Origin of the sequence: Nostoc sp. 106C, from assembly GCF_002154725.1 — a bacterium.
Taxonomy (GTDB): domain Bacteria; phylum Cyanobacteriota; class Cyanobacteriia; order Cyanobacteriales; family Nostocaceae; genus Aulosira.
Genome location: NZ_MTAW01000013.1, coordinates 61,992 through 79,159 on the forward strand (window position 1 = coordinate 61,992; position 17,168 = coordinate 79,159).

The following is a 17,168-nucleotide window of genomic DNA, read 5'->3' on the forward strand; positions in this document are numbered from 1 at the left end:
GCTACATACCCTTTACCCGCACTTGGGTGGCTGCAATGGTTAATCCCGTACCTGTAGGTGTGCAGATAGCTTGAGAATCTTGTAAAAGGACGGGCATTCCGTTAGCTTTGATCCGTGTCGCCGCCACCACCCAGGAAGCAGTCACGCAAGGCTGGGGTGTCCCAGATGGCAGCGTGTTGGGACAACCTGCGATCACATACGTACTTGTCTGAGTCACAATGGGTTGTCCGCTGACTTTTACCCGTGGATTGACAACAATGGGTTGTGCCGAGCCACTATGTAGACATAAAACCGTCGCACCTTGGTGTAATAAAAAACCAGGCATCACATCACCTCCAAAGCACCATCGTTGATCGAAACGCTAAAAGGGGAGAGTTTGACGCTGGCACCACCATTACTCAGTTCAATATTGCTTGAGGATAGCTTAACTGTTGCTGGTGGGGTGTCTAATTCTACGCCTGATGCCGAAATTTTCACGGTTGCGGGACTGTTGCTCATCTCAATTCCGGAGGCAGCCAGCTTAATCAGGGCTGGATTGCAATTAATTTCAATTCCTTGGGCATTACATACTAATTTGAGCGGTACTTGTACCACGGGAGGCTCAACCGCCAAAGTGAATCCACCACCTGGCCCATCGTCGAGGGTCAGGGTAATGCTCTCTGTTTTCCAAACTTTTTTGGTAGCCAAGGCAGGCTGGACAGGAACTTCATTCACTCCCCAAAAACAACCACTCCAAATCGGGTAATCTGGATGGCCTGCTTCAAACTCTACCCAAACATTTGCACTAATTGGAGGAATAGCAAAGAAGCCAACTTTATTCCCTGCATAGGGTACACAAGGCATTGCCCAACTTAGGCGACCATCGCCCAGAATCGAAGGAACGCTGACTTGGATTCTTCCCATCTGTTTGGGATCTACGTTATTTTCTACCTTTCCCCGATATTTACCGAAAAATCGTCTCATGGCACGACCACTGGTGTTGTTGTTCCCACCCCTTCACGAGTGAGAGTGAACGTTTGTTTGTATTCACCTAATCGCAATTGATGGGTGACATTCTTGACGTAATACAAACCGTCGTAGGTGCTACCTACACCACGCAAGCCGACTAACCCCCGTGCTTTCAATACACCGTTGTAGCGCACTGCATCTAGTTCTCCAGTTGCTTCCACCACCTGATCCATCGAAGCATCAGTAACCGCTTGGGCGCGAGCCAGCATTTGGGCATAGGTTAAGCCTGCGGTATTTTTGGGCAGGACTGTGCGCGCTTTGGCAGTTCTCAACATGGCGGATTGGGTCGCCAGGGGCAGCCGCAGGCTAGAGAAAGTTTTAACTGGGAGGCTGCGCTCCGTCAGGCTATCTTGTCCCAGTCCCGACACAAAGGTGGGGGTCAATGCTTTGTGCTGGATGTTGATGGAGTTGACGTTAGTAGAAGTTCCCAGGTTGACAGAGAGAGCGCGTTGGGGAATGCCTGCACGGGTGGGTGGTCCCCAATAGGCGGTATTGGTGCCGGGAACAGGGCCGGGAGAGATGTAAAATACATAGGCGTACCGCTCTGCCAGTTCTTCCAGGTATTCTAAATCGGTGCCTACCTGCACGGGAACCCGCTCTACAGGATTGGGAACATCGACGGAGGCAGGGGGGATTACTGTGGGAATCAATCCGTATTGGGCATAGGTGGCAATGATTTTCGGCACGATCGCAATATCTGGCTGGGCAGGATGAGCGACTATCTTCTCTTCCATGTCCATCATGAGGCTGACATCTTCGCCTGTCACAGTTAGCAGGCCGGAGTTGTTGCTGGTGGGGGACAACTGCTGGTGGGTGATGATGCCATCCATCAATACATGGGGGATAGCGTTGACAGTGACGACAACGATGACACGGTTGAAAGGACGCAGTAAGGGCAGTTTGAGAATGGGATAGTCGATGGCGGCAAACAGACCACTGCGATCGCATTTGAAGGACAACTGAAACCCCGATCGCCCTTCATCGGTTTGGGTAATTTCGATGTTATCTAAGGCTTGAATCAGGTTGGGGGGAGCCGGCAGCGGCACGGTGGGGCCAATGAACAGTGAGAGGCGAATACCCTGGAAAAGCATAGTAATATTTCCCTAAATTTGGATTTGAGAAATGTGCAGGGTTCGCCCAATTTCCGCAGTCAGGTCAAAGGGATTCATGGCGTTGTTCGCATCGCAGATTTGCCAGTATTGTTCGGGGTCGCCTAACAAATCTGCGGCGAGGGTATCGAGGCGATCGCCTTCTTTGACTCGCATCTCCAGCACCCTGGATAAAGTTTCTGCCTGGGGGAGAAAGCGTCGCCGTTTATAGGAGAGATGTCGCCCTTCAGAAGTGATTAGAGTGGCGGTTTCTAATTCGTAGTAGCGACTGGTGTGATCGAACATGATTGACCCCTTTGTGGGAAGTTTTTTAGATATGTTTAAATCCGGTTGAATTCTGATTCAAGATTATTCTTTTGATAAGGGTTCAGCATTAAAAAATTGCATTCTGAAGTCACTAAAATTGAGTTACTTGAATGCTTTTTATCCACTTATTCTACCGCTTATAAATTAATATTTTTCAGTTAGCACTAAAACCCTTAAAATGCGTAGGTTGGGTTGAGGAACGGAACCCAACATTTCCAGGTTCTTGTTGGGTTTCACTGCGTTCAACCCAACCTAAAATTTATCCTTAACTGAACCGTATTGCCTTGAAAATACCTGGTATTCATTAAACATAAAAACCAGATTTAAATCCACAATTAGCTTAATAACTTAATATTTGTACCAAATAAATTATTTAAGCTGGTGCCTGTTCCCAATGTTGCCATTGTTTCTTTAACAACCTGATGAGCCAGATATAAATGATAACCGGGATGGGTGATTGGCAAATCGGAATAGCTCAAAACTCGCATTCCTAAAGAGACTTTTGCCCGAATTGGATTCAGGTTTGTGTCATGGGCTTCTTCGGTGATGCTGAAACTGGTAATGTTTACGGGTAAAATGCGGCGTTGTCCCCAAATAAACAGCGTTAATTTGGGTGGTGGTGGCATAATTTCAATGGTTCCCACAGCCAACATAATCGTATTGGCAATCACCATTGAACTAGCAGGATAAACCAGCATTTCCAGCGCGGAAAGTTGGGGATAAATGCCCATATTGACAGCAATATCTTTGCCTTTTTCTAACTGGTCGGTGGCATCCATTTCAATCTCAAGACTGATACTTTCTACTGCTGCACCACTCAGTCGTAAACCTACGGTAGAACCCGCCTGATCATTGCCCTGCATTTGCGGTTCTAGCGATCGAGTCAGGGTTTCAGGATTATATTGAAACGGAATCACTTTCGGAATCGGATTAGCGATATCAAAACCGACGATCGTGCCTTTGAACAAGCGGGGGGAACTCGAAAAACTGGTCATGAGATGCATACCTTATGTTAATTTTCTTGCTAAAGCTTTCGGCTAATCGCTAGCGACTGTAGTTTCATTTAAAGATAATAACTATGAGGAATTTATAAGGAATAATGATTGGCAGCGATCAAGCCAGCAGCTACTTGAAATCTGCATCGCTAAGTAGATAGCCTAACTCTAAATCACCCGTTCTCTTCTGCCACTTCTTCAAAGCTATTTGTCGGTCCTTAGGAACCAGTAGTTCCATCAATCCTGGAACAATGCCCCCCTCATGTCGATTCCTTTCCCACACATTTTCCTTGCCTTCAAGAGCAGGTCCTTCTTTCCGCAATCCTTGAGCTGCAAGATTACTTCTCAGAGTAGCTAAGAGAGTTTTTTGGCCAAAATTATCCTTGTTTGTCCCTAGCTTCCCTGCAAGCTCTGCAGCGATATCTGAATGTGCGATTTCTGCCTGCTCTGCCGCTTTGCGGATAGACTCCGGTGCCAACTTCATCGCCAAAACGTCTGAGAGATCTGGTGTTTCAACGTTAGTGATAATTTTGCGAAGCCATGTTTGATCCATTTGAGTTGCGGCTGCATACTTTTGCAATGCTTGTGGATCATAATTCTCCTGCCTTGTTCCAGTTCCGGTTGTCTTTTCTGCTTCCTTATCAAGAAGAAGCTTTCGCTGTTTGGTTTTAGCTCGCAGCTCCAGAAGTAAATTAGACTTTTTACTGTGCGCTTCTCTAATTTTTTGCTCAGGCTCACCCAATATTTGTTTCCCTTGTTTATATTTTTCCTGATCAGTAGCAGATGCGTTTTGAGCTTTCCAGTCCTCATATTTTTCCCTCGCCTGCTTCATCTCCGGTTCATAGGCTTCTAATTCAAGTGCCGACAAGTTTACGACATCTGAGTAATCGCCTTTACCCGCTAATTCAACCCCAACACTTTCGAGAGCGACTCCCTTTTTCTGTAAACTTTTAACAACTTGATGGGTCTGTACGATTGAGGGCTGATAATGTCCACTTTGATCGGTAATAACTTCTACTTTACCGTCTCGTATTTGTATTTCACCTGCACCTGCAACATCTTCACCACTTAATAAAGTAGAATGATGTACCTTCTGCTCACGTTTCATCCTTTCAGCACCTTCATCAACAGCATAAAATTCTCCGCTTGCGTCCATCACAAAAATGTATCGACCGTGTTTAGAATCCGGTGTGGAGACAACCCTTCTGGCGGCTAGAGTATCAAGTTTTTTGTTAGCAGTTCGGGTTGCAGTTTGACCATAAATCTGCTTCAGTTCACCAATAGAAGCCCAGGCAGGTTTAACAACCCCCTTATCGATTCCAAGTTGATAGGAATTTGGTGCAATTTGAGTTTTTGGCGCATCAGGATCAACCTTATAGTACGTTCCATCAAACCCTGCTCGTTCATGTTCACCTCGATCTCTAGGGTCCATCATTGTTGTTAAATAATCACCTGTTCGAGTTCGACGAGGGGTTTCTTTCACTTCTTTCGCTTTTTCCTCGAAGAAATCAACCAGCTTTCCAGTACCCTTATAGCCACGCCCCATCTGTACCCCTAAACCCGCACCCGTCACTTGTACAGCTTGACCTTGAGCAGCTTTATCCCCTGTTTGATCCGCTTCAGCCTCTAAATTTGAATCGAGATTGATCAGAAAGTCTTCGTTCTGCTGCACGCTTTTCTCTGTTGCACGCTGTTGCATGACATGGGTTAGTTCATGGGCTAATAATGCTTGCCCTGATTGGCTGCTTGGATCAAATTTTCCTGGGGCAAAGTGAATATGAGATCTGTAGGTGTAAGCTTCAGCACCCAACGCTGCCGCTTCAGCTCCTTCATGAACCCGAACTTCTGAGAAGCTGGTGCCAAAGGCTGACTCCATTTTCTGCTGAATGCCATCGGGCATTGGTTTGCCACCCTGGTTAGACGAAGTTTTTAACGACTCGAAGGGTTGAACGTTAATTCGTGTATTCGCAAAACTGTAGCTATCCGTGTGGAATGCCACTCCCTGTTCAGGTTCTGATTGAAAATGCGGCTTCGGAATGAGCGGTAGATTGAGTTCAGCGATCGCGGAACGCTGCGATTTGATCGCCTTCTGGCTAGGATTTACCTGTGTCTTCATCACCCCATCCCCCCATAAATTGCCTGCGCCACCTGACAACCGATCGCCTCTACACCCATCCCCGCCCTGACATTAAACGAGCCACCCTGCAACTGCTGAATTTCACGACTCTGCGAAAGTGAAGCAGGAACACCTTGCTCCGTTAACAAACGAGTCAATTCCTGTTCCATCGCCCGTTGAATTCGCCCCCGATCCTTCTGGGCAAACCCATGTAACACTAACTCTTCAATCTGCAACTCAATATTCACTTCACCCACCCCCGAATTTCTCCATCCGTCAAAGATTTCTCCAACTTGGCATATTCCCGCTTTGCCGCTTGCAACACATGACTCATCTGCACCGCCTCCTTCGCCTCCGCCGCTAAAAACGCCGCATTCATCGCAATATTGCGAATATTCCCCCCCGCCACATTCAATTGCGCCAACTTCTCCACCTCCAATCCCTGCGTCGGCGTTGCTGCTGGGAAAATATGTCGCCAAATCTCCACCCGTTCCGGCAAATCCGGGAAGGGAAACTGCACAATAAACCGAATCCGCCGCAGAAACGCCTGATCTAGCGCATCTTTCAAATTAGTCGTCAAAATTGCCAAACCCCGATAGGCTTCCATCCGCTGCAACAAATAGCTCACCTCAATATTGGCGTGGCGATCGTGGCTGTCCTTCACCTCACTGCGCTTGCCAAACAGCGCATCCGCCTCATCAAACAGCAAAATCACTCCGCTTGATTCCGCCGCATCAAACACCCGCCGCAAATTCTTCTCTGTATCGCCAATGTACTTGCTCACCACCGACGACAAATCAATCCGGTACAAATCCAGCCGCAACTCCCGCGCCAGCACCTCGGCCGCCATTGTCTTGCCTGTGCCACTGCTGCCAGCAAACAGCGCACTAATCCCCAAACCCCGATTCCCCTTCGTCCTGAAGCACCAGGTATCATAAACCTGCGATCGCTGCCGCACATGCACCGCAATATCCCGCAATACCTGCCTTTGGGCTTCTGGTAATACCAGTTCCTCCCAGGTAGCCGCAGGCTCGATGCGCTGCGCCAGTTCTTCCAATCGGGGGCGGGATTGCAGGCGGCAAATATCCCAGAGTTGGCTGGAAAGGGGAGAGGGGGAGGATGTGGGAGAACTGGCGGCGATACAAGCGGCAGCGATCGCACTACTGCTCAAATCAAATTGAGCCACTAAAGCCTCGACCTGTCCATTCACTTCTGTCTGACGCTCTCCCAGAGCCGCTTTCCAGATAGCTTGTTGCTCAGTCGGAGTGGGTTTGCTCACCTCGATTGTCAGGGTGGGACGCTGGGGCAACCGACGGCGATCGCGACTGCTCACCAGCACAATACCACCAATTTCTTCCAACAGTTGATGCAGGGCGCTTTCCTGGGCAACGTCATCGTGATACCCACCATCACAATCCACCAGCAAAGCGCGATCGCCCAGGATGACTTCTCTCTGCCACAAGCGCAAGAATGTTTCTAACTCCCGTCGCTCCTGGGGAATGGCTTGAGCAGAGAGCCGATACAAATTCAAGTCTACCTGTTCACAAGCCGTAGCTGCGATCGCCCATTTTGTGGTTACTTCTTCCCCGCACAACTGCACAATCGGCAACAATCCCCGCTCCGAACCTTCAATCCAGGTGGTTGATAACCGATCGGCGATCGCCTCATAGGAAGGCAGCAATGCTCCGCGATTTACCACAGGTTTCATCAATCCACTCAACTCTCGATCCAGGTGAGGCATTCCCATTAAATACAGCAATGCCCAACGGCTAAGTCGTAATGGACTCAAGGTGAAAACTCGGTTCTCCTCTACCTCAATTAATCGCCAGTGCAGCAGGGAAGAAGACGGGGCGATCGCACTCAAATGAGCGTCTGGAAACACCGTCAACGCCAGACTAAAGGTCGGATAAGCCTGCTGTTCTCGTCCCTGAATTGTGGCACACAAACGCGGGAAAGCCGCATCCAGTTCCATCCCGGCACACAACAGCAAAACATCTCGCTCAAAGTCAGACAAATCAAATGTGCCGCAAACAACTTCTAAAGCTGGGGGTTTAGTCATTGCAGCCGCGATCGCCGCCAATCGCTGCTGAGAATCTTCAGCAGTATTCTGAGATACTTCAGATCCTTCCTGAGTTTGAACAAACTGTTCCAATGTCTCCTGCACAACTGCCAATGCAGCTACAAGATACTGATGGTTGGCAGATTGCCAGCGAGCGTCTGCAACAAGGTTCATGAGTTTACACCTCCAGCAGCGCGGACAATAAACCTTGCCAGATTGGAACGAATGCCATTCTGGTAAACAATCTGCAACGTTTTCACCCCTTCCTCTGTACCGGAAGGTAACGTCAGGATGATTTCAGTGTTGTGAATGTTTTCTACGTTAATTTGTTGCTCCTGCAACTGAATAAAGCTGATTTTTTCTTGGGCGAAGTTTTGCCCATGAATTAGCAACCGACTACCTGGGGTAATGGGTTCTCTGACTCCCGCTTGTGAGCGAATTTGTGTAATAGTTGGTGGTGAAGCGGGGACAGGGGGAGGCGTGGCACTCACTGTAATGCTGCGATCGCTCACAGGCGAACTTGCGACAGGCTCATCATCGGGTTCAATGAGAACAACAGTCCCTTGATAAGCTGTTGATAACACATACGGTGTCTGGAAAAAGATTGACCAGATTTTAGATAACTCTTCCAGCGACAGAGAAACAGGTGAGAACTTGACAAATTCAGGTTGATCTGCTAAATCCGAGCCTTGTAGAAGAGCTTCGTTGGCTGCTACTGTATCCTGAATCAGCTTCCGTGGCAAAAATGGTTTAGTATGCAGCGTTTTCATCACTAATCCCATCAATCTTTCTGGCAATAGTTTGGTTTTATCCCCGTAAAAGCTGAGTAGATAGTGAAGATCAAGTGCCAATTGTGGACGTTGGCTCAAAGAACCATCGGCGCGACGCGTCGGCAAATCGGCGTTGCGCCAGCCCGAATTGGGAGTAACCTGATAAAGGAAAATGTTAACTCTGCCATCATTACTGGTAGCCGCATCTCTGGGGTCTGGTTGCCCAACCGTAATGGTTGTTGAAGTCCCTGGAACTTTTCCCGTCACGGCATTTTCGAGGACACGTTTCAGGGTTGCGGTCACAGTAGCGATCGCCAGATGATTACTCATGGCTTCCGCCCCCGCTGCTGCAAATAGGTATCCAGCGACACTGCCGGACGAGAACGCACCGGAGTGGCTTTAGGTGCAGGTGGGGTTGGCATAATTGCCCGGACTTCAACCCTGCCGATACTAACGCGAATCGTCGGAGGTGCTGCTGGCTCGGTTGCAACCTGTGGAAATGGAGATGGTACAGCAGATTGAGCCAGTGGAACCTGGTGAGTTGCCATCGTGCGATCGCTTGGTTTGCTTGTGGGAACTGTTGCCCTGTCAGCAAAAATTTCAGGTGCGTTTGCTAATTCACCGTCCATAACCAGCGAAGGATAGTTTTCGCCCAGAATTTGCTCACGGGGTTTGACAACTCGAAAAGGTTCTAGAATAGCTTTCTGATTCGGTGGTTCAGCAATGAATTGAGCAGGCGCGATCGCCTGTGTCATTGGGGGAATAACTTGTTTGAGGTTGGATACAGGCAGAGTAAAAGATGACTGTATGGACTGGTTTAGTAGTGACGGTGTAATAATGAGATTTTGTTGTGCTTGTCCTGGAACCAGGTTATTAGCTAAGTCAGGTTGAGGAGAGAACTGCTGTTGAACGGAGCTAATATTCTGGGAAGAAGGCACCTCGATGGATGGATTAGCGTTTACTGGAGTGGGAGAATTTTCAACCTCACGATTCCATTGCAGATTGGCTTCATCCACGCTCACTGATGCAGAACTGAATCTGGGCGCGATCGCAGGTTGCACCACAGGACTTACACCCAGGCTACGCTCTACTAATCGAGAAAAGAAATCTGCCATTTACATCACCATGTCCAGATAAAACTGCCGTCGGGTAGCAGTCATGGATAAAATCTCTGCCTCGTGCCAACTATAGGCTTTAGCCAGAACATGCACCTCTTGCAGTAATCGCCTGGCTAAAGCATCGAGTTCTGCCCAGAAAAACGCAACAATATCAAATATTGCCTGCCAGCGATGCTGACAGTTTGGGCAATCCAGATCCAACAATATCTCAGCCTGCGGGTCGCAGTTGCCTATGTGCTGGGCTAATTGCTCGATAATCTCAGACGGTAGGGCTTCCCAGGAAACAGGAGTGCCAGCTTGACTGATTTGTAAAACACAACGCTCGATTAAAGAACAGTATGCTTCCTCAATCGTTTGAGCTGCTGTTAGGATTGCCAAATCATGACTATTGGGTAAACGAAACTGACACTCAAATGCCGCAATTTGAAACGTTTTGTTTTCGTATGAACTACCCAATGATTCATTAATATAGATGTCTGAGATATTCAAAGCAAACTCCAGGCGATCGCCACAGTTGGGACAGGTTGTTACGCTATTGAGTTGAGAACCCATCGTCATCTGCCGCAATAACAGCAAACGGCGATCGCGCTGCCCCACACTGAGCATTGCCAACTGCTGCTGAGATTGATGAGGGTAGGCGAATGATAATAGCAATATTGCCCGTTCTAGCGGGTGCAGTCGCTGCCCCAATTCCCAAACTGTAATCACGTCGCTGGCAGTGAATGGGCGCATTCGTTAGCTCTCCCAAAATAATTAAACAGCAGGCTCAACAAAGCTCGGTTCACTCGGTTCTGACACCTCATAATCTCGCTCCCAGCCTTCGTTTTCCAGTTTGAGAGTTTGAATGGCAACAGCATTGGCATTGGCATCGAGTTCAGGTAATGCCTGATATTCAGAAACCCAACAACGATAAACTTTGTAAGCAATAGCCAACTGTCCAGCTTCGTTATAAACTTCGATAATCAGATCCTTGCGAAAATCCTTGAGTGAAACTTCTGCTCCTAAACCAGAGCCATAATTCCACACCTTATTCGCCCATTTCTCAAATTCTGTGTCATGAGTCACCCCACGCTCCAGGGTAATAGCTTCGTAAGTGCTGCGTCCTGGGGAGAGGCGATCGCTACTCGGATCTCCCCCTTCCCGATGTTTCACCACCTCAGTTGTGCGCTTTAAAGCACCCACCTTACTGATCCCGGCAACATATCGACCATCCCACTTGACCCGAAATTTAAAGTTCTTGTAGGGGTCAAATCGCTGTGCATTAACGCTAAATTGTGCCATTTCTCATCTCCCTTAAACTTGAATCTGCCCGGCCATTTGTTGTAGTTGAATGATCACAAACTCCGCAGGCTTCAACGGTGCAAACCCGACTTTGATGTTAACAATCCCCAAGTTGATGTCGTTCTGTGTCGTGGTTTCGCGATCGCATTTGACGAAGTACGCCTCTCGCGGAGACTTGCCCTGAAAGGCCCCCTGGCGAAACAGGTTTTGCATAAATGCGCCCAGATTCAACCGAATTTGCGCCCACAACGGTTCATCATTTGGCTCAAACACCACCCACTGAGTACCCCGATACAGGCTCTCTTCAATAAACAGCGCTAACCGCCTGACCGGAATATATTTATATTCTGATGCCGCCTGATCGGAACCTTGGAAGGTACGAGCGCCCCATGCAACTGCACCATAGGTAGGAAACAAGCGGATACAGTTGATTCCTAGAGGATTCAAGATGCCATTTTCCGCATCGGTCAACTTGTAAGCTAATGCCTGAACTCCGACTAAGTTGGCTTCAGTTCCAGCTGGAGCTTTCCAAACGCCACGGGCACTGTCTGTGCGGGCATAGAGTCCGGCAACTGTTCCACTGGGTGCAGTCAGGCGTAGCTTGCCATTGTTTAATGGGTCAGCAATGTAAATCCAAGGGTAATAGACTGCGCCATGATCATTGTTAGTAACTCCCGTACTTTCTATGTCGGATACTGTCTTCGTTTTTGGTGCATCAGCAATTAAGAAAGCCCTTCTTTGCTTGCAATATTGAGCTGCCTCACTCAAAATGTTGATCTTGGTGACTCCCGGGATGCAGAGCAAGTTAAATAAATCCACTTCTTCTAGAGCGTAAAAGCCTTTCCTCTCAGCCTGGCTAAATTTCAAATTGTCCAACTCTGCTTCAGAATACTGTGTTTCACTGCCGCCTGCTAAAGTTATGATTGTATCCTGGGGCGGAATCGCAGCCGGACGAATGGTCGCTACTGCGTCTTCTTCAACACCCCCATTCAGGTATCCAAGTTTAAGGTTGGCAGAGAGATCGTTGAGAGTAGCGCGTAAAACTCTCACACTTGAAAATTCGCCTGGTTGCCCAGAGGTTAGAGTGAGTTTGTTGTCGCTGAAAGTACAAGTGAAAGAAATTTCATTAGCTGCAGCTATAACCTTTGTTTGAATGGCATTCGCCAAACTAGTTAACTTTGCTGAAATATCAGATCCTTTGATGTCATTAGTGTCAATTTTGATGGTGACAGGCTCTAAACCATTGACTGAGACCTGGAACTGGTTATGTCTATCGTTTATGAGCGTGCTAAAATCGGCGGTTGGCAACTCTCCACTTACGCTAGTGCCGTGCTTATCAGACAGTAAATTGACTGCATTTTCCTCCCGTTTAACTGTCACTAATCGAGATGTGCCGTTAATCACTGCTTCAACGTAACGAGCGTCTTGACTATTCAGCGACAAATTCTCAAATTTCTCAGTCAGGCGATCGCTCGGATTATCAGGCGATGCATAGTTTAGCATCAGATTGAAGGTAGTTGCAGGATTCAGCGTTGTGTAATCCACCTGAATCTCAATCCTGTTGCCCGCTAGACCTTTATCCAGTGCTGTGATTGTTAAAACATTATTACTACTATTATCTTTTAAGGTTCGAGTAGCGCTTTGAGCGTCTTTAGCAATCCGGACGACCCAGGCATCACTGCCTCCGTTTAGAAAGAATTGGCGCACAGCATAGCTTAACTCTGAACTCCCGTCTAGTCCACCAAATCTGCGTTCAAAGTCGCTATAACTTAAAATACGTACTGCTTTGTCAATTGGCCCTCGTTTTGCCGCACCCACAAAGGCTGTAACCGAGGTGCTAACTCCTGTAATGCTCCTTACCCCACTGGGAATCTCTTCAATATAAACACCCGGATAGGTTGGTGTAGTAGGCATTGGGGTTCTCCATATTAATTCTTATTGGTGCGTGCATCGTATGTGCGCGCATTTCATTCTTTCTTAAAAGTTTTTGCTTAAGAGTCTTGCTTGCGCTGGATAAACAGCACTCTTGTCACCGTAATTACTCGCAGCAAAAATCATTTTTGCGACACATCAGCGCGTTTTAGAATCTATCGAAATTCCCTGCCGTTGTCTTTGCAGAAAAGTATGGAGTTGAGTATGTAAAGTATGGTTATTTGCTTTATATTTTAATATGGCGTGCTTCATAGAAAAGTGGCTCCAGCTTAGGGACTTCCAAATAAAAAAATAATCAATCGCTTTGGCAGGCAGAGGAGGCAGAGGAAGCAGAGGAAGAAGAATACAATTATGGTCTTCCCTCCAAAAAATGGATAATTTAATTTCTGGAAGTTCCTTATAAAGGTGTCAGCAACTCTGATGCGGGATTTTTCTATGCTTTTAAGTGAAAGTCCGTCTAAATTTTGAATTATTCATTAAAGTTCGGAAAAACATGGAATTTGAGCAGGCATTGGAGTTTGTCAACCGTGCATTCAATAGCAAAATTGGCAGATCTCTGAACGAGGTCGAAGTTACGTTATTATTTGGTGCCTGGAGCAACTTGACCTACGATCGCATTGCCGAACAATCCGGTTATTCCATCAATTATTTGCAACGGGATACAGGGCCAAAATTCTGGAAGCTTTTGAGTACTGCCTTGGGTCGCAAGGTCAACAAAACAACGCTACATGCTATCTTGACCCACATTCACGCCCCAATTCCGCATCTGCCATTTCAAGTTCAATGTTTAATGGATTGGGGTGAGGCACTCGATGTTTCTACGTTCCACGGTCGAGTTGAAGAGATTGAACAACTAACTCAATGGATGATTCACGATCGCTGTCGCCTGATTGCGATCGTGGGAATGGGTGGTATCGGCAAAAGTGTCTTGGCAGCCAAAGTCGCCCAACAGCTACAAGAGCAGTTTGAATTTGTGATTTGGCGATCGCTCCGCAATGCCCCGCCATTAGAAACATTGTTGGCGGAACTGGTGCTATTTCTTTCTAGGCAGCAAGATATTCAGGCAACACCAGAACGGTTACTTTACTGGCTGCAAACCCATCGATGTCTGGTGATTCTAGATAATCAAGATACCCTTTTGAAAGCAGGCGAGCGAGCTGGGTACTACCAAAGCGATTACACAAACTATGGTGACTTGTTTCAGTTGTTAGGCAAAGCTACTCATCAAAGTTGTATTCTGCTGACCAGCCGAGAGAAATCTGCGGAAGTTGCTTTTGGTGAAGATTCGGATGGATCGGTGCGAGTGCTTTCGCTCAAGGGTTCCTGGGAAGCTGCACTAGCATTGATTGATGCTAAGGGCTTGGTGGGCAGCCCTGAGGAAAAACACTACCTGTGTGAATTGTATCGTTGCCATCCACTGGCATTGAAAATGGTTGCTACCTCAATTCAAAGCCTGTTTAATGGTCAGATTGCTGCTTTTTTGCAAATAGAGACCCCAGTATTTAATGGAATTTGGCACTTGCTGGAACAGCAACTTGAGCGGTTATCCCCTGTAGAGAAAACCATCATGTACTGGTTAGCAATCAACCGCGAATGGACTACGATTGCCCAATTGCAAGCAGATATTGTCCCGGCAATTTCTCGCAGCAGCCTATTGGAATCTTTGGAATCCCTGACTTGGCGCAGTCTGATTGAAAAGCGAGTATCTAAAACGATGGCAAAGACAACGGGCGAATACACGCAACAACCTGTGATTATGGAATATTTCACAGACTGTTTAATTCACCAACTTGCCACTGAGTTATTAACACTAAAGACGGCATATCTAAATTGCTATGCATTGATGAAAACAACCGTTGTCGAATACATCCGAGAAAGTCAAATTCGACTGATCTTAAATCCACTCATTGAACAACTAAAAGTCGCATTTAATCATAACTCGGCGATGCTGGAGCAGCATCTTCAATCGATACTGTCTACATTGCGTTCTCTTCAAGAGTCAACCTTTGGTTATGGTGTAGGGAACTTCATCAACCTCTGCTTGCACCTGAAGATCGATCTGGCTGGATTTAACTTTTCTCATACAACCATTCGGTACGCAGATTTCCAGGGGGCAACTTTACAATACATTAATTTTCAAGCTGCTCATTTTACTCAATGTATCTTTACTCAAATCTTCACTGGGGGAGTATGGGTGGGATTTAGCCGGGATGGACAGCGATTTGCCTTTGGAGATACCAACGGAGGATTGCACATTTGGCAATTGAACGAAATACAACCACTGATCGCAATCCCAGGGCATCAGGGCTGGGTGATGGCAGCTGATTGGCACCCCGATGGGACAACTTTGGTTAGTGGTGTCAAACAGGCAGTCCGACTTTGGGATACTCATACAGGTCATTGGCTGCGGGACTTTCACGGATGTCCCGATCCTGTTTGTACGCTGGCATGGAGTCCCGATGGCAAACGACTGGCTGGTGGAGGGCAAGCGCCGTTTATCATCCTTTGGGATGGGACAACCGGAAAAAGCCAGGCTCGTATAGAAATAGGAGAACCCAGTTGTTGGGTTTGGTCTTTAGTCTGGCTTGCCAATGGAACTGTATTGGCAGGAGCTTGCACAGACAACACAATTAAATTCTGGAATGTGGCTTCGGGTGACTGTATTCAGACAATAAAAGCCCATGACTATTGGGTTTTGTCCCTGGCGTTGCATCCCAATGGCAGAATTCTTGCCAGTAGTGGATTTGATAAAGCCATTAAACTGTGGGATTGGCAAACGGGAGAGTGTTTGCAGGCGATCGCCACTCAAGAGGATGTGTGGCGGTTGGAGTGGAGCCCCGATGGCGACAGGTTGGCAGGGGGAAGCTTCGACCATACCGTTACCCTGTGGGATTGTTCCCTAAAATGTCTGCAAGTGTTGCAGGGACATCAAAGCTGGGTCTGGTCAGTCACCTGGAGTCGCGATGGCAATACCCTTGTGAGTGTATCCCATGACCAGGTAGTGAAACTCTGGAATACGCAAACTGGAAACTGCATCAAAACATTGCGAGGTTATAGCCATTCATCCTGGTGTGTCCGCTGGAGCAAAGATGGAATTCGTCTGTTGAGTAGCGGGACTAACTATATGGTGCAACTGTGGAACAACCAGACGGGTGAATGTCTTAAAATCTTTCGCGGGCATGGCAATGAAGTAATGTTTGTTGCCTGGAGCCCAGACGAGCGATTAATTGCCAGTGCTAGCACCGATAACACGATTCGCATCTGGGATATCCAAACTGGGCAATGTTTAAGTGTGTTACAGGGACATCATAGTTGGGTGAGGGCGATCGCCTGGAGTCGGGATGGAAATTATCTGATGAGTGGCAGCAACGATCGAACAGTGAAACTCTGGGATATCCAAACTGGGCAATGTTTATTGTCCCTATCTGGTCATACTCATCAGGTGAATTCTATTGTTTGGTTTGGGACTGGTTTGCGAGCCGCGAGTGCCAGCCTGGATGGAACGATTCGGTTTTGGGATTTAAATCGGGGTGTTTGCGATCGCATCATCGGGGTCAATCATTCTGTTCATCCCATGGCCCTTAGCCCTGATGGTAATGTTTTGGTGAGTGGAGACTACGGCAGCAATATCAAATTTTGGGATGTGGTTTCTGGAGACTGTTTAAAAACCTGGCAAGACCCTGCCTTTGGGTCTATTTTTGCCGTTGCCTGGAGTCCAGATGGCAATAAGCTAGCCAGTGCCTCTGCTAACTCGACAATCAAAATTTGGAGTGTGTCAACGGGCGAATGCGAACAGGTCATCCAGGGCAAAAATTACGGTTTGTCTGTGGATTGGAACCCGGTGAATCAGTTGTTAGCGATCGGTTTTCTGGAACAACCGATTCAACTCTGGGATATACAAATGGGCAAAACGATAAAACTCTTACAGAGCAAGCCTCCTTACGAAGGGATGAACATCACTGAAGTCACCGGAATTTCCTCAGCACAAAAAGCTACCCTGAGAGCATTAGGAGCGATCGAGACATAAAGTAGACCTGCAAAAACCTCTGCACGGATTCCTCTAGCTCACTGGAGTACACCCGTGAAATGCGTAGACGCTTTGCGGCTTGCCGTCAGGTATCGCATACCTCCTGCATCTGCTGACAATCCTCAGGCAAGTAATCGTAAGACTTCAGATGCTTCAGCCCAAGGGTCAGTTCTCCATCCCAAGTCCTCACGGTGCAACTGAAGTCATTCACTTGAATGACAATTGCCCAGCAATCGCATATCTATCAAACCAGTGTAGGTCTGATGGAATAACTCTAAATCTGCGGTAGGGAATATCAGGGCAATTTAAATCTGCTAAAGACATACTACAAACTAGAATCAGCGATCGCTTTCCTACTAGTTAGGTGATTCACCATCTGTTATCCTTTCAATCACAATATCGCCAAACCGAGCTTCCTCAGCCCAGCACTTCACTGAATCAATGTAG

General features: G+C 47.4%; 15 protein-coding genes. 2 read left to right on the top strand and 13 right to left on the bottom strand.

The window, feature by feature from the left end; genetic code table 11:
* Position 1 precedes the first annotated feature (1 nt).
* The 13 genes from BV375_RS00340 to BV375_RS00400 form a co-directional block, all read right to left on the bottom strand.
* The gene (locus tag BV375_RS00340; RefSeq protein WP_086756044.1) at positions 2 to 325 is read right to left on the bottom strand and encodes a PAAR-like protein; all 324 of its coding nucleotides are present in this window, start codon (positions 323 to 325) and stop codon (positions 2 to 4) included.
* A complete protein-coding gene (locus BV375_RS00345) occupies positions 325 to 963 on the bottom strand; it encodes a phage baseplate assembly protein V (protein ID WP_086756047.1) in 639 nt (212 codons plus the stop codon). Before BV375_RS00345 ends, BV375_RS00340 begins: the two co-directional genes overlap by 1 nt.
* Positions 960 to 2,054, bottom strand: coding sequence for a hypothetical protein (locus tag BV375_RS00350; RefSeq protein ID WP_243713787.1), 1,095 nt, complete (start codon positions 2,052 to 2,054; stop codon positions 960 to 962). Before BV375_RS00350 ends, BV375_RS00345 begins: the two co-directional genes overlap by 4 nt.
* 57 nt (positions 2,055 to 2,111) lie before the next feature.
* Positions 2,112 to 2,402: a hypothetical protein gene (locus BV375_RS00355; protein WP_086756053.1), complete on the bottom strand. Its 291-nt coding sequence runs from the start codon at positions 2,400 to 2,402 to the stop codon at positions 2,112 to 2,114.
* A 356-nt stretch (positions 2,403 to 2,758) separates the two neighbouring features.
* Entirely contained in the window at positions 2,759 to 3,418 is a 660-nt protein-coding gene (locus tag BV375_RS00360) for a hypothetical protein (RefSeq protein ID WP_086756055.1), read from the bottom strand.
* A 130-nt stretch (positions 3,419 to 3,548) separates the two neighbouring features.
* Complete coding sequence (locus tag BV375_RS00365; RefSeq protein WP_086756057.1) at positions 3,549 to 5,534, bottom strand: DUF4157 domain-containing protein; 1,986 nt, start codon at positions 5,532 to 5,534, stop codon at positions 3,549 to 3,551.
* Entirely contained in the window at positions 5,534 to 5,791 is a 258-nt protein-coding gene (locus BV375_RS00370) for a hypothetical protein (protein WP_086756060.1), read from the bottom strand. The genes BV375_RS00365 and BV375_RS00370 overlap by 1 nt, the downstream gene beginning before the upstream one ends.
* A complete protein-coding gene (locus BV375_RS00375) occupies positions 5,779 to 7,767 on the bottom strand; it encodes an ATP-binding protein (RefSeq protein WP_086756062.1) in 1,989 nt (662 codons plus the stop codon). The genes BV375_RS00370 and BV375_RS00375 overlap by 13 nt, the downstream gene beginning before the upstream one ends.
* On the bottom strand, positions 7,764 to 8,693 hold the full coding sequence (locus tag BV375_RS00380; protein WP_086756064.1) for a DUF4255 domain-containing protein: 930 nt from the start codon (positions 8,691 to 8,693) through the stop codon (positions 7,764 to 7,766). Before BV375_RS00380 ends, BV375_RS00375 begins: the two co-directional genes overlap by 4 nt.
* Entirely contained in the window at positions 8,690 to 9,478 is a 789-nt protein-coding gene (locus BV375_RS00385) for a hypothetical protein (protein WP_086756067.1), read from the bottom strand. The genes BV375_RS00380 and BV375_RS00385 overlap by 4 nt, the downstream gene beginning before the upstream one ends.
* The gene (locus tag BV375_RS00390; protein ID WP_086756069.1) at positions 9,479 to 10,213 is read right to left on the bottom strand and encodes a phage baseplate protein; all 735 of its coding nucleotides are present in this window, start codon (positions 10,211 to 10,213) and stop codon (positions 9,479 to 9,481) included. It lies immediately after the preceding gene.
* Between the two features lie 21 nt (positions 10,214 to 10,234).
* Positions 10,235 to 10,762: a phage tail protein gene (locus tag BV375_RS00395; RefSeq protein ID WP_086756072.1), complete on the bottom strand. Its 528-nt coding sequence runs from the start codon at positions 10,760 to 10,762 to the stop codon at positions 10,235 to 10,237.
* A 12-nt stretch (positions 10,763 to 10,774) separates the two neighbouring features.
* On the bottom strand, positions 10,775 to 12,676 hold the full coding sequence (locus tag BV375_RS00400; protein WP_086756074.1) for a phage tail sheath subtilisin-like domain-containing protein: 1,902 nt from the start codon (positions 12,674 to 12,676) through the stop codon (positions 10,775 to 10,777).
* Between the two features lie 511 nt (positions 12,677 to 13,187).
* Between BV375_RS00400 and BV375_RS00405 the strand changes: the two genes are divergently transcribed.
* A complete protein-coding gene (locus tag BV375_RS00405) occupies positions 13,188 to 16,721 on the top strand; it encodes an NB-ARC domain-containing protein (RefSeq protein WP_086756077.1) in 3,534 nt (1,177 codons plus the stop codon).
* A gap of 54 nt (positions 16,722 to 16,775) precedes the next feature.
* Complete coding sequence (locus BV375_RS36430) at positions 16,776 to 16,922, top strand: hypothetical protein (RefSeq protein ID WP_166507335.1); 147 nt, start codon at positions 16,776 to 16,778, stop codon at positions 16,920 to 16,922.
* The last annotated feature ends 246 nt before the right edge of the window (positions 16,923 to 17,168 follow it).